Here is a 14,198-nt window from a genome sequence, read left to right as displayed (position 1 = left end):
GGATTTGAGCTACTTTACTGACACAAAAATGACCGGCAGCCCAGGCTGCCGGTCAAAATAATGAAGTTAAACCATTAAAAGTCTCGAATTAGTACCCATTATTCTGGGACAAATTTGAGTTTTTATTTAGTTCAGGCCTTGGGATTGGAAGCAGGCTGCGATACGCACCGTTGGGCACGTGAGATAACCAGGATTTTGTTGTGAACACACCGAAACGGATCAGATCTTGCCGACGGCGCCCTTCCTGCGCAAATTCCCATCCAAGCTCATCCAGGAAACGTCCATATTTAATATCAGCCCCGCCTTCGTTTGTGGTCGTATTATGGTTTTTCAACCCGTAAGCGTAAGTGCTCCCTTTTTGCAGATCCGCAGCAGTGACAACGGCTTTTGCAGGGTTGGCCTTAAAATTGCGCGCTCTTACAGTAGTCACGATTGCTGCGGCCTCGGAGCCTTTTCCGGTCCTTAGTAACGACTCTGCCTTCATCAGCAGCACATCGGCATAGCGTAGCAAGGGCCAGTCGTTGCTTAGATTTACAGTTGTTCCTTTTTCTATTTCAAATTTACCTAGCCTGAAACCATGCACTTCTTCTGACTGATCTACACCTGGCAGTTGATTAATGTAGCTTAACGGCTTTCCGGCAAATGCACCCAACGTACTTTTCAGAGGAGTGCCTCCTGCCGAATATTGCGGGCCCTGAATCCAGTTGCTTACTAGCCGCTCATCGTCCTTATCAAAAGAATCAATAAACTGCGGAATGGCGCAAATCCCGCCCCAAGGTGTGTTTAACAGGTTGTACGTAGCCTGATTGGCTGGTTGCAAAGTTTCCATGTGAATAGAAAACCCGTTCCAGTCAGTTACATATTTGATGTCAAATGGTATGGCGAAAATGATTTCTTTTGACGATTCGTTATTTGTTTTAAAAACCTCTTTCTGGGTCGCTTCCAAAGCATATCCTGCACCAGAGTTGATGACCAGGTTGCATTGTTCAATGCACTTTTCCCATGCAGGCGTGCCTGTGTAAACTTCTGCATTGAGGTACATTTTAGCAAGCAAAGTATGCGCGCCCCACTTGTTGAAACGACCATATGTAGTAGGGTCGTTCTTTTCTGAAAGCAGCGGCAAATTGTCCAGAATGTCCTTTACAATAAAATCGAAAACCTCTTTCCTCGTGCTTTGTTTTGGAATAAAACCAGCGGGAACATCAAACTGGGTGATAATGGGCACATTTCCAAACAGGTCGCACAACACATAATAATAAGATGCGCGCAGTACTTTCAACTCAGCTATCACCGCTTCCTTACCGTCTGTGAACGGAATGCTTCCCGATTCAATCTGATAAATAAGACGGTTACAGTTGGCAATACCTGCGTAAGACCGGTTCCAGTTATTTATCGCAATCTCGTCGTCGGCAGTCCATTTGTGGTCGTGGATCCTGCGGTAAACGCCGCCATCAACCCAGCCGTTGGGACGGGAGGGTATAACGAGTTGGTCACCTGATATTTCCTGCGTGCGGAAAAGTCCGTTCCATTGTTGCATCACGTCGCGCCAGTTGGTGTAAGCAGCACCTACAAGCGAGGCCACATCACCGGATGCGGGAGTAAATTGATTGGCAATAATGCGATCGAAGCTTTCATCTTTTAAATCGGTACAAGAGCTGCCCAGTAACAGGGCCACGACTGCAATTTTACTTTTTAAGCCAAAGTGTATATTGTTCATAATAAGATTGTTAAAGTTTTTACAATGACAAGTTTAATCCCAGCGTGAATGTCCTGGTCATTGGATACTTGTCCCGACTGTCATTACCCGGAGAAAGTCCCAGCCTGTCTACCTCAGGATCCACTCCTTTGTACTTGGTAAAAGTGAATGTGTTCAGCGTAGAGCCATAAACCCGGATAGCCTTGATGTGTTTTGTTTTGAGCTTCGGGATGTTATAACCGATCGTGATGTTATCAATTTTCCAGAAATCACCATCTTCAATGTAGTAACTATTGAATTCCTGCGGCATCGTCGGGCTCAGCACTGCTTTGTCAAAAACCTTGTCATAGGACGATTTCAAGTTGTTATACTGTTGAAGGCCAGTGCTTTCAAAGAACATGCGCTGATAATTCAGGATCTGGTATTTGAATGCGCCGCGCATGGTTACACCCAGGTCCAAATTTTTGTAACGCAGGTTATTATTGAAGTTGAGATAAAATTTGGGCAGACCATTACCGAGCACCCGTTTGTCTTCAAATGCATGCTGGAACTCATCATAATTTTGCGGCTGGCCATCACGGCCTTCGTAAATCCATTTCCCATCTTCGGATATGTCAAGTACTTTGAATCCGTAAAAGTCACCCACCTGGTCGCCAATGCGCACAATGTGCGTGAAAGTCTGAACCGGGTCGCCGGTTGCACCTGTTGTGAAAAAATCGTTGGTCGTTTTGTAAATGTCGTTCGAAAGGCTCACCAGTTTATTGGTGTTGGTCGAATAATTGACACTCGCATTCCAGGTAAAGTTTTTAGTCTGCACCGGCACAAAGTTGACCAGTACTTCCAATCCTCTGTTCTCCATCACACCCACATTTGCCCGCGTTGATGTGTAAAGGTTCGGTGGGCTAGGCACCTGAAAATCATATAAAAGCCCTTTGATCTTCCTGTTATAAAAATCGACGCTACCATTGATCCTGTTTTTCAAAATAGCGAAATCAAGTCCGATATTCGACTCATGCTTTTCCTCCCATCTCAGGTCTGGATTTGGATTTTGGGCGGGAACCAGGGTCTGAACCCATTTGCCATTGCTATAAAAGAACTTTTGATAGTTTAGGATCGCCACGCCAAGAAACAGGTTGTTAGGCTGGGTTCCCGTAACCCCATAACCTGCTCTCAATTTCAGATCCTCGAAGATCGTTTGCCCTTTCATAAATGCCTCGTTGCTAATGCGCCAGCCCAGCGAAACTGCCGGGAATGTTCCCCAAGGGTTTTTGGCACCATAAAGCTGACTGGCTCCTTCATGCCTGATGCTTGCCAGTAAAAGGTAGCGGTCGTCGAAGTTATAAGTGGCCCTTGCAAAAAAACCGATCAGGTTCGTCTCTCTTTTCGAGCTGCCAATGGGTGCAAGCCCTGTCTTTAATGCATCTCCGATACCGATATTGTTGTAAGAAAATTTATCGGTCGGAAAATCCCAGTTCTGCATAAAAGAGTCTGAGAATGAGTTGTCCTGATAGCTATAACCGCCCAGCAGGGAGAATTTGTGACGGTTCAGGTTTTTGGAATATTGTGCGGTTAGCTCCATAAGCTTATCTACTGATCTCACTGAACCAATAGAGGCGTAGCCATTGCGCCCGTCCCTCAATGCAGATACATGGCTTTTGGTTTCTGAATAGCCACGATTTTGATTGTATTGATTGTAGGAAAACAAGGCCGAAAGTTTCAGGTCTTCAATGGGATTATAGCTGATATTGGACGTTATCCGAGTATTCTGGGAGTTGTTTTTCCCATCACTTTCCCGCAAACGAGCCACGGGGTTATCGTAATTAAAGATCCCCGTTTGCTGAAACCAGGTGCCATCCGGATTTTGCAATGGTGCGGTAGGATTTTGAATGATTGCCTGACGGTAAGTATAACCATTGAAACTGACCCCGTCGCCGGTGGTCGGATAACTGTTGTAGGAATTGATAAAACCAAGGTTAATGTTGAGTTTGTCATTCAACATGGTATGGTTTACATCGGCGCGCCCATTGAAAGTTTTATTTTCTGATTTAATAAAAATACCATCCAGATACCGGTAATTGAGGTTTACCAGATAATTGGTACGGTGACTGCCGCCTCGAAAAGTCAAATTGTGAACCTGACTTAATGCTTTTTTAGAAATTTCCTTCATCCAGTCTGTATCAGAGCCCAGGTCCCACGAAGGCTCCCGGATACCCTGCGCAATATGTTCGCGGTAATCGGCTGCCGTGAGCAGTTCGAGCTTCCGGGCAACGGTTTGCGTGCTGAAAGAAGTGTTGTATTCAACCGTACTATTGTAATTTCCACTAGCTCTTTTAGTAGTGACAATGATGACTCCATTGGTACCCCGCGTTCCGTAGATCGCAGCCGCAGAACCGTCTTTCAGAACGTCAATGGATTCAATATCCTCTGGGGCTACGGTTTTGAGGTCGCCCGGGACACCGTCAATGAGTACCAACGGATTGGAGTTAGCACCGAGCAGAGTAGTATTTCCCCGAAGCAGGATCTGTGAGCCTTGTGTAGGGTCACCGCTTGGCGCTGAAATGGTAAGACCAGCTACTTTTCCCTGTAAAAGCTGACCCGCATCCACTGCAGGCGTTTTTACAAAGTTCTCCTGCGTAACACGAACCACCGAGCTGGTAACGTCTGCCTTACGCTGACTTCCATAACCCACCACGACCACTTCCGTAAGTTCCTTGCTGTCGGTCGCTAGTACTACATTGAAGTTGGACTGATTACCAATTGCAATCTCCTGCGAAACATAACCAATAAATGAGAAAACAAGTGTGGTGGCCTGATCCTCCACTTTTAGCTCAAAATTACCTTCGGGATCTGTGATAGTTCCGCTCGAAGTTCCTTTCACAACAACACTTACACCAGGCAAGGCTGTATTATTATTGTCCAGCACTTTTCCCTTCAGTACTTTTTCTGCCTTCATGGGCAGCTCCATTTTAAGCGAAGCAGGCGGGACTTTGGCGGCTATCACCTGATGTGAAAAGAGGGATCCTGCAATCAGCATGGCACAAAGTGGTCTGCCAAACCCCGCGAGAGGAGTTAGTCGATTTGTAATCATAATGGAACCGTTTTAGTTAATTTTTATAGATAGAATATTTAATTTATAATAATTTAAATTGCTTAAATCCTACTTAATTTTGGGCATACTGAGCGTATAATATCAGTAAATCAGCGAATTTGTTCACCCCAGGAACAAAACACTGAACTCGCTAACCATATACCGTATACGCAGGCTAGATCATCCGTTATTAGCGGCATATCAAATTACAATACAATTTTAAGTCTAAATAATACTAAATAAAATACGGTTTTTAGCAACTACTGACTGTATTTTGATCTTATTATTGCATAATGAACGGAACAGTGCAAATTTTAGCAGTATTAGAAATTTATTCTGCTCATCCACAATTCGATATTTACCATATGCTGCTGGAAGGAATTGGCAGTTTGTCCTCCTTCCGGGGTTCCACTGCCAAAACGGTGATTTTGATACAGGAGGGCTGCCCTGTAATTGATACGATGTGGGAATAACCGGTATCATGCACTGCTTAAAGCCTGTTACCGGTCATTGGTACTCAATTGACATCATCTATGGTTTTCCCTAACTTGAAGCTTGTTAAAGAAATTTCACTCCCCATTTGGACGGTCCTTTTATGGATGAATCTTATTACACGAAATTATTCGATTATATCGAACAAATTTTGATCCTGCCAGAAAGTGACAAGGATGCGATTCGTGATTCGTTTAAGCCTGCTTTTGTCCCAAAAAATACGATTATAGAGCCAGCCGGACGAATTCCTGATTACCATAATTTCATAGTCGCAGGCTACATGAGGAACTATTACCTGGACGAGGACAACAACGAGATCACCACCGATCTGAACGAGGGTTCCCGTTTTTTTACATCTTATTCACATTTCATGAATCGCACAGTCTCCAATGAGAACTTACATTGTATTACAGACTGCAAATTACTACGCATTAGCCGCCAAGAAGTGGAGAGTCGTGCCAGTGTGAGCAGTACCCAGAAAGAATACACCATCCGCATCTTACAAAAACATCTTCAACAAGACAAAGACCGGATTAATGACCTGGTTAATTTGACTGCTGAGGGCCGGTACAGGAAATTGTTGATTGAGAAGCCTGACATCTTAAAAAACGTCCCCCTCAGATACATCGCTTCTTACCTTGGGATCACACAGCGGCATATTAGCAGATTAAGAAGTGCAATCAGCAAGTAGCGGTTAAACTGGAATACAACCGCTCATCCCTATTGGACATTTGTCTGGTTTGTCTGGAAACTTCGCGCTTTAAGTTTAAATTAAATTTGAAGCCATAAGAGATGATAACACAAACAGATGTTCCGTTATCCAGCACAGAAAATACTTCGTATTCAACTAGAATCTTAACTTTTACTGCAACCCTGTGGCTTGTCGTGGCTACTCTCGGCCAATGGATATTTGCCGCTTATATACTATTGTTCTATGGTAGACCTGCCTTGACTGGTGCGTTTGAAAAGTGGAACAGGGTACTCCCACATGGTTACGTGGAGGGAGACTGGAAAGGAAATTTTGTCGTCGGGCTACACCTACTACTCGCTTTAATCATGGTAGTGGGCGGTCCATTGCAGCTTATACCTCAGATAAGAAAACGCTTACCTGTAATACATCGTCTGATTGGACGCGTGTATGTTTCGGCTGCCATTATCGTGAGTGCCGCAGGACTGATTATGGTTTGGACACGGGGAACGATTGGCGATCATACGCAGCAAATCAGCATCAGTATCCAAGCTGTATATATCATTCTATTTGCTATAATTTCTATCCGAAAAGCGAGATCAAGAAATTTTAAAAGTCACAGAAGCTGGTCATTAAGGCTTTTTATGGTTGTTAGCGGTGTCTGGTTTTTCCGGGTAGGGCTTATGTTCTGGATATTGATAAACGGAGCTCCGGTTGGGTTTGATTCAAAAACATTTACCGGCCCTTTTCTAACCTTTCTTGCTATCAGTACTTATGCCATTCCGCTTTCACTCATTCTTTTGGAGATGTATTTTTTTGCTTGCAGAAAAAACAATTTCACTTTAAATATCGGCGTGTCGCTAATCATTTTTTTAGTAACACTAATCATGGGTGTTGGGATTTTCGGAGCGACGATGGGGATGTGGCTACCACGAATCTAGTCATCATTATTAAGTGCGGCAGCTGAACGGTAGTAACGAGTGGACTTAAAGTAGGAGTAAAAACATCAAAAAAATATAGACATTTGAAGTTCGGGGGAGCCATGGAGAAATCAGATTATTTGATCCAAAGCTTTTTATTAACAACCTGCTGTATCACCTGTTCCCGGTAGTTTCTGCTGATGGGAACACGGTGCGACTGGATAAAAAGTTCGTTGCCTTCAATTCCTTCAATCTTGCTGACCGATACGATGTACGATTTATGAACTCGTATGAATGACTTGCTATCCAGGTTTTCTTCCAGATTTTTGAGATAAAGCAGCGTCATGTATTTGCTTTTACGGGTGTAAATTACAACATAGTTCTGCATTCCCTGAATGTACAGGATATCGTCCAGATGGATCTTCTCATATTTGCTCCCTGATTTTATGAAAAAATAATCCGCGTCGGAAGCTGGTTTTTGTATTTCGTGGTCAGACGACCTGGTCACCAGGCGGTGGTAATCGTTAGCCTTGTTCGCGGCTTTGAAAAACCGGTCAAAGGTGATCGGCTTTAAAAGATAGTCAAGCACATTCAGCTGGAATCCTTCGAGCGCGTAACTCGGATAAGCCGTGGTGAGAATAACCATGGGCGGGTTTTGCACGATTTTCAAAAAGTCGATTCCGTTCATTTTCGGCATCTGAACATCCAGAAAAATCAGGTCGACCCGGTGCTCACCGAGCACCTTCATCAGTTCGACAGGATTCTCACACGTACCTTTGAGAGTCAAAAAATCGATTTCACGCACATAGTTGGAAATGCCTTCCCTGGCAAGTGGCTCATCGTCGACAATCAAACAGTTCAGCATAAATCAGCTATTAAAATTTAATACAGGCACGTCACCTTGCGCAGGAACCAGCTCAGAAACACATAGCAGCAGTCTTAAATCAAACTGGACATTGTCTTCTTTTATTTGGAGATCATATTGCTCCGGATAAATCAAATCCAGTCTTCTTTGTACATTTTTCAGGCCAATTCCGCCATAATAGATTATATCTCGGGTCGTAAAGGGTGAGGTACTGTTTGAAACACTGAAATCAAGTTTACCCCCTTCCATTTTTAGTTTTATGCGAATCCAGTTGGGGCCACTGGCATGCTTTGAAACATGTTTGAAAGCATTTTCCACAAAAATCATCAACAAAAAAGGAGCTATGCCAAAAAGATGGGTGTTGCGCCGATCCAGATCAAGCGCGATATCAATGTTGTCGTTTTGCCTGAGTTTTTCCAGCTCGATGAAGTTTTCGATGTAAGTGATCTCATTGTGCAGCGGAATTTGCAGATCATTGCATTCATAGAGCTGATACCGCAAGAGCTCCGAGAATTTGGCCAGAGCGTCTGACGCCATATCAGGATTTTTATGGATCAGAAAAAAGATCGAATTGATGGTATTGAAGAGAAAGTGCGGATTGAATTGATTTTTAAGAAATTCCAATTCTGTTTCGAGCTTTTCTTTCTCTAGCGCCTGCTGCTTCCGCTGCGTTTGGATCCAGCTTTTGGTTAGTTTAATGCTCATCGCCAAGGTCATGCTCGCTACGGTGGAAGGCAGTGCATTGTTCAGAAATCTGTAAAAACATTCAGCCTCATTTCCTCCCCCATACAATTCGGACAGACTCCTTCCGGATACATAAGAACTAAAATAATATCCGCTGATGATAAAAAGCGTGGTGGCTACCATCGTAGACAGCAGCAAACCGACGTAGGCGGCAAACCTGCTCTTTTCAAGATATCTGGGAATCAGGTAGTAGAGATTGAAATAAACCGCCAGTGCCTGAAAAATAAAGTAGAAGCTAAATTTGATCGCATATGGCAGGACTGTGAGGGAACTCGCCGGTTTGAAAGCATTACCCATCGACACCGCCCACCACAGATAATGGTAGAGAAACCAAAAAGGCAAATGATATAATTTGTATCTAAAAAACCAGTTTTTAGCGGACAGCGAAATTGTCGGAAACATCATTCATTTCTAAAAAGATTTCCCCTCTCAATGCGCCAGACGAAATCCAGTTCATTGTCTATCCCGAAGATACACAATTTCCATCATCTGCCGACTCACGTATATGAACTGCGGTTATCCGTTGACGAAATGTACGCCAGGGTATATTTCAGGCTTTGACAAGGATTACTTTCCGGCAGAATCCGGTTTATCCCGATTTCCGCATTTGGTCAATTATTCAGTTCCAGTCATCAACTAATGTTTTTTTTATTTTAAAAGATCTATTGTTTTGGTGGAATCCTTAACCCAAAATGAGTGAGCACAAATCCTTGGGATTGTCGCTTGCCACACGCACTAACAAAACATTTCCAGGGGCGCTACCCTGAGGACAGACCATCAGCGAATCAAACTATCATCCTGAAACCGAAAAAATAGCTATTTATGCCTGTATACAATCTAAAAGTCAACGGAAAGAATCATCGCATTGAGGCCGACGAGCAAATGCCGCTACTTTGGGTCATCAGAGATCTGGTCGGACTGACGGGCACCAAATACGGGTGCGGGATCGGTCAGTGCGGAGCGTGCACGATTCACCTCGGTGGTTCGCCGGTAAGGTCCTGTTCATTTCCGGTTTCTGCCGTAGCGGATCAGGCTGTCACCACCATTGAGGGAATTTCCGCAGATAATTCTCACCCTGTACAGATAGCTTGGATCGCCGAGCAGGTTCCTCAATGCGGGTATTGCCAAAGCGGACAAATTATGTCTGCCGTTGCGCTTCTGCAAGCCAACAAGAACCCAACAGATCAGGATATCAACGACGCCATGCAGGGAAACATCTGTCGCTGTGGCACCTATCCGCGAATCCGAAAAGCGATCAAGTCGGCAGCTATCAATTCAAAATCTCCTCAAAATGGAAGGTAAAGATCCAGAACTGTCGCGCAGGGATTTTATTCTCCAAGCAGGATTTTCCGGTATTGCATTAACGATCGGCCTGCCCATTTACGGCACCGGGAAAGTTAACTTTCCATCCTCAGGTATCAGGCCCGGCAAGGACCTGATGTCATGGATTACCCTTGACCAATCCGGTAAGGTGACGATCCTGTGTCATCGTTCAGAAATGGGGCAGGGAACCTTTCAGGCCATCCCGCAGATAATCGCAGAAGAACTGGAACTCCACCCGGATCAGGTCAATATTCGGTTCGCTCCGGCGAACCCTGAAAAATTTGGCCCCCAGCCCCAGGAAGGGAGTTTTTCCATACGGGGTTGGTACCAGCAGCTTTTAAAGCTGGGTGCAACTGCCAGGGAAATGTTAATACAGGCCGCAGCAAACCAGTGGTCTGTCGCTAAATCATCGTGTTATGCCCAGAACGGGCAAATCATCCATCGTACGTCTGGCAGAGCGTTACGCTACGATCAGTTGATTGAAGCGGCATCAAAACTGACGCCGCCTGAACAGGTCAGCTTAAAACATCGTAAGTACTACAAGATCATTGGGAAGCCACTGCCAAGACAGGATATACCGCTCAAAACAAACGGAAGCGCAGTATTTGGTCTGGACAAAAAAATCCCTGGTATGCTGTACGCCGTGGTCGAGCGAAATCCCCGGTTCCTTGGCAAGGTGAAAAGTTTTGATGATGCAGCGGCCTTGAAAATCCCCGGCGTGAAGCATGTGCTAAAAGTACACCGGGCAGTTTTTGCAAATCTCTGTGAGGGTGTTGCGGTCGTAGCGGACTCGCTTTGGGCTGCCATACAGGGGCGCAAAGCATTGAATGTAATATGGAATGACGAAGGATTCGACCACCAGGATTCAGAGCAACTTTCGGAACAAATGCTTCAGAATCTTAAAAAGCCCGGGCCTTCCCAAAAATTTGAACTTGCTTTTCAGGAATCGGAGAAAAATATTGAAGCCATTTATGAAACCCCATATCAATCGCACAGCTGCATGGAGCCACTCAATTGCATTGCTGATGTGAGGCCCGACCGCATTGAAATCTGGGGGCCTATTCAGGAAGCCAACTGGACACAGGCCGATTTAAGTGAACGAATGGGTATTCCGAAGGAAAATGTGACGGTTCATATGACTTTCCTTGGCGGCGGCTTCGGTCGCAAAGCTTTTACGGACTATCCGCATGAGGCGGCGCTCATTTCAAAAGCAGTGAAAGCACCGGTACAGGTCGTCTGGACGCGGGAAGACGATATGCGCCTAGGCCCGTTCCGCCCGGGCGCAAGCTACGTCTGTCGCGGAGGAATTGACAAGCACGGAAATATCAGTGCCTGGCAGACAATAAGCGCAACTCAATGGATCGGTCAGGAGTGGAGCGCAACGCCTTACCCTGCTCCCAAGTCCTCTTCTTACAATGAAGGAGATCTGGAGGGATTTTTAAAACCTTACTTCAAGTCCATCCCGCACTATAGTTTTGCCGACGTTCCTACCCGATCACCAATCCCGGTCATGTGGTGGCGATCGGTATCAGCCTCTACAAATGCCTTTGCAAGTGAAAGTTTTATGGATGAACTTGCTCATGCCGCAAATGAGGACCCATTGGAATTCAGAAAAAAACATCTGCCCGACGCCCGGTATCAGGCACTCATCGATCGCATCGAAACCGCCAGCAGCTGGACTTCCCGGGGCAAAAAAGAAGGATGGGGCCTGGCAATCGCCGAATGTTTTGGCAGTATTTGCGCACATGCCGTGAAGATGTCACGTAAGGCCGACGGTAAAATTTACATTGACAAAGTAATCGCCGTGATGGACTGCGGGTGGTATGTGAATCCGGATATTATACGGGCTCAGGTTGAAGGCAGTATCATCATGGGATTGGGTGCCGCCATCAAACATGCAACTACATTTAAGGGCGGGAAAGCCGTTCAACAAAATTTTGATACCTATCCAATGCCCCGCATCGCCGATTCACCGCAGATTGAGGTACATATCATGGAAAACAATGAAAAAGCAGGTGGTGTCGGCGAGCCGGGTTTACCGCCTTTTGCTCCGGCGCTCTGCAATGCTATATTCGATCTGACGGGAAAACGAATACGCCAACTGCCATTTGATCTTGATAAAATCTGACATACATCCAGGACAGGTACGATCTGGCAAGATTTCTGTCCTGTTTAACCGCTTTAATTCTGATGAATACAGCAGGCAATACCGACCGGCGGAACTTCCTTAAAACCACTATTTTTGCCAGTGGCGGGTTACTTATCGGATATGCCCTGAAAGGGGAAAATATTCCGAAAGTCTGCATTCAAACCGGTGAAAACGTGATGAATGCGCTGATCCATATTAGTGAAGACAACAGCATACACATCATTTTATCAAAAGTAGAAATGGGGCAGGGCATTTGGACTACTCTGCCGATGCTGATCGCCGAAGAACTGGATTGTGATTGGAATAAAATAAAAGTGAGACACGCCCCGCCGGGCAAAGGGGGCGATTTCAAACAGTCTCTTTTCGTGACCTCCACAGGCGGGTCCGATTCGACGCGCTCCGAATTCGACCGTTATCGCATGGCTGGTGCGACTGCCCGGACCATGCTTGTCCTTACCGCCGCGAAAAGACTGGGCGTACCGACCGAAATGTGTAAAACAGAAAATGGATTTGTGATCGCCGGAAAACATCGGATCAGCTATGGTGAGATGGCCAAAGAAGCCTCGATGTTACCTGTTCCTGATGTAAAACTACGCGAGCCCGGAAAGTGGAAATTGATCGGGAAATCTCAAAAAAGGCTTGACAATCCCGAAAAAATAAACGGGAAGGCTACTTATGGTATCGACATCCGGTTACCCGGTTTGTTGACCGCAGTAGTAGCGCATGCTCCGGTTTTTGGAGGAAAAGTAAAAACGTTTGACGATTCCAAAGCAAAATTGATCCCGGGCGTTCGGGATGTAGTAGAAATCCCGAGCGGAATCGCTGTGCTGGCTGATCACTACTGGGCCGCAAAACGCGGTCGTGATGCATTGATAATTGAATGGGATGACGGTGAAAATAAGTCCATTGACAGCAGGCAATTACTGGAAGAATATCAGGAACTTTCGGGCGCAAAAGGGAAAGTCATCAAAGAAAAGGGCAACGTATCGACAGCCTTTCAAAATGCAGCTGACACGGTGGACGTTGTATTTTCATTCCCATATCTGGCTCACGCCCCGATGGAGCCGCTGAACTGCACAGTAAAAATCCAGAAAGACAAATGTGAAGTGTGGACCGGGACGCAGTCACCCCTGCTTCACCAAACCGAAATAGCATCATTTTTAGGCCTGTCCCCGGACAAGGTCGAGTTGAATACGCCTCATTTGGGTGGCAGTTTTGGCAGGCGCGGCTCATTCAGTTCCGACTGGGTAATCGAAGCGGTGCAAATCGCCAAAACAAGCGGTAAATTCATTAAACTCGTCTGGTCACGCGAGGACGATATCAGAGGTGGATATTACCGGCCGGTTTACGTGCATAAGGTTCACATTGGGATTGGCCAGGGCGGTCTGCCGGTTGCCTGGGAACATCGTATTGTGGGACAGTCACTTTTCGCCAATACACCATTGGAAAAGGACATTGTTTTCAATGGCATTGATTATAGTTCTGTGACAACAGGCGCGCCCTATTCAGATTCCATTCCGGATTTCTCTTTTGAGCTGCATACGACAAAAGTTGGTATTCCCGTTCTGGCATGGCGTTCAGTGGGCAATTCGCATACCGCTTTCGCAGTAGAAACGACGATCAACGAACTGGCGCACCGGGCAGCAAAAGATCCCGTGGAGTATCGACGTGTGCTGCTGAAAGATCATCCAAGACATCTTTCCGTTCTCAACCTCGCCGCCGAAAAGTCGGGATGGTTTACCACGTTACCGAAGGGGCGCTTCCGTGGCGTAGCCATTCACGAGGCGATGGGAAGTTGCGTATGTCAGGTCATTGAATTATCTGTAGATAACAGGTCGATACAACTGCATCGGGTAGTTTGTACCATTGATTGCGGCCTGGCCGTGAATCCTGACGGCGTTCGGGCCCAGATGGAAAGCGGCATCATTTACGGACTGACAGCGGCCCTTTATGGCGAAATAACCATTGAAAAAGGGCAGGTAAAGCAAAGTAACTTTCATGATTACCAAATGCTGCGTATGAATGAAACTCCCGAAATAGAGGTGCATATTGTGGCTAGTGATTCAAAAATGGGCGGGGCGGGAGAGCCTGGTGTACCTCCGGTCGCTCCCGCGCTGGTTCATGCACTTTTTGCGGCTACCGGCAAACGTATCCGAAGTTTGCCGGTGCGCATAGATGATCTCTTTTAATCGTTTCTCATCAGCGAGTAAAATCGCAGGTATGCAAATGTTTG

9 protein-coding genes are annotated in these 14,198 nt (G+C 45.8%); 5 read left to right on the top strand and 4 right to left on the bottom strand.

Annotated features, from left to right (window positions below):
* Positions 1-88: 88 nt before the first annotated feature.
* Together MUK70_RS10375 and MUK70_RS10370 are read right to left on the bottom strand one after the other, a co-directional pair.
* On the bottom strand, positions 89-1,717 hold the full coding sequence (locus MUK70_RS10375) for a RagB/SusD family nutrient uptake outer membrane protein (RefSeq protein WP_234656248.1): 1,629 nt from the start codon (positions 1,715-1,717) through the stop codon (positions 89-91).
* 19 nt (positions 1,718-1,736) lie between these two features.
* The gene (locus MUK70_RS10370; RefSeq protein ID WP_234656249.1) at positions 1,737-4,784 is read right to left on the bottom strand and encodes a SusC/RagA family TonB-linked outer membrane protein; all 3,048 of its coding nucleotides are present in this window, start codon (positions 4,782-4,784) and stop codon (positions 1,737-1,739) included.
* A gap of 595 nt (positions 4,785-5,379) precedes the next feature.
* On the opposite strand from MUK70_RS10370, the gene MUK70_RS10365 reads away from it, so the two are divergent.
* Both MUK70_RS10365 and MUK70_RS10360 read left to right on the top strand, forming a co-directional pair.
* Positions 5,380-5,967, top strand: coding sequence for a Crp/Fnr family transcriptional regulator (locus tag MUK70_RS10365; RefSeq protein WP_234656250.1), 588 nt, complete (start codon positions 5,380-5,382; stop codon positions 5,965-5,967).
* A 101-nt stretch (positions 5,968-6,068) separates the two neighbouring features.
* The gene (locus MUK70_RS10360; protein ID WP_234656251.1) at positions 6,069-6,905 is read left to right on the top strand and encodes a DUF2306 domain-containing protein; all 837 of its coding nucleotides are present in this window, start codon (positions 6,069-6,071) and stop codon (positions 6,903-6,905) included.
* 115 nt (positions 6,906-7,020) lie between these two features.
* Here the strand turns inward: MUK70_RS10360 and MUK70_RS10355 are convergent, their stop codons facing one another.
* The gene (locus MUK70_RS10355) at positions 7,021-7,749 is read right to left on the bottom strand and encodes a LytR/AlgR family response regulator transcription factor (RefSeq protein ID WP_234656252.1); all 729 of its coding nucleotides are present in this window, start codon (positions 7,747-7,749) and stop codon (positions 7,021-7,023) included.
* Positions 7,750-7,752: 3 nt separating this feature from the next.
* Positions 7,753-8,898, bottom strand: coding sequence for a sensor histidine kinase (locus tag MUK70_RS10350; RefSeq protein ID WP_244784786.1), 1,146 nt, complete (start codon positions 8,896-8,898; stop codon positions 7,753-7,755).
* A 417-nt stretch (positions 8,899-9,315) separates the two neighbouring features.
* Here MUK70_RS10350 and MUK70_RS10345 point away from each other — a divergent pair, with 417 nt between their 5' ends.
* The 3 genes from MUK70_RS10345 to MUK70_RS10335 all read left to right on the top strand — a co-directional run bounded on the left by MUK70_RS10345 (position 9,316) and on the right by MUK70_RS10335 (position 14,154).
* Positions 9,316-9,795: a (2Fe-2S)-binding protein gene (locus MUK70_RS10345; protein ID WP_234656254.1), complete on the top strand. Its 480-nt coding sequence runs from the start codon at positions 9,316-9,318 to the stop codon at positions 9,793-9,795.
* The gene (locus tag MUK70_RS10340; RefSeq protein ID WP_234656255.1) at positions 9,785-11,944 is read left to right on the top strand and encodes a xanthine dehydrogenase family protein molybdopterin-binding subunit; all 2,160 of its coding nucleotides are present in this window, start codon (positions 9,785-9,787) and stop codon (positions 11,942-11,944) included. Before MUK70_RS10345 ends, MUK70_RS10340 begins: the two co-directional genes overlap by 11 nt.
* A gap of 62 nt (positions 11,945-12,006) precedes the next feature.
* Positions 12,007-14,154, top strand: coding sequence for a xanthine dehydrogenase family protein molybdopterin-binding subunit (locus MUK70_RS10335; RefSeq protein WP_234656256.1), 2,148 nt, complete (start codon positions 12,007-12,009; stop codon positions 14,152-14,154).
* Positions 14,155-14,198: the final 44 nt, after the last annotated feature.

Origin of the sequence: Dyadobacter chenwenxiniae (assembly GCF_022869785.1) — a bacterium.
GTDB lineage: Bacteria > Bacteroidota > Bacteroidia > Cytophagales > Spirosomataceae > Dyadobacter > Dyadobacter chenwenxiniae.
This window is presented reverse-complemented; position numbering and strand designations above follow the sequence as displayed.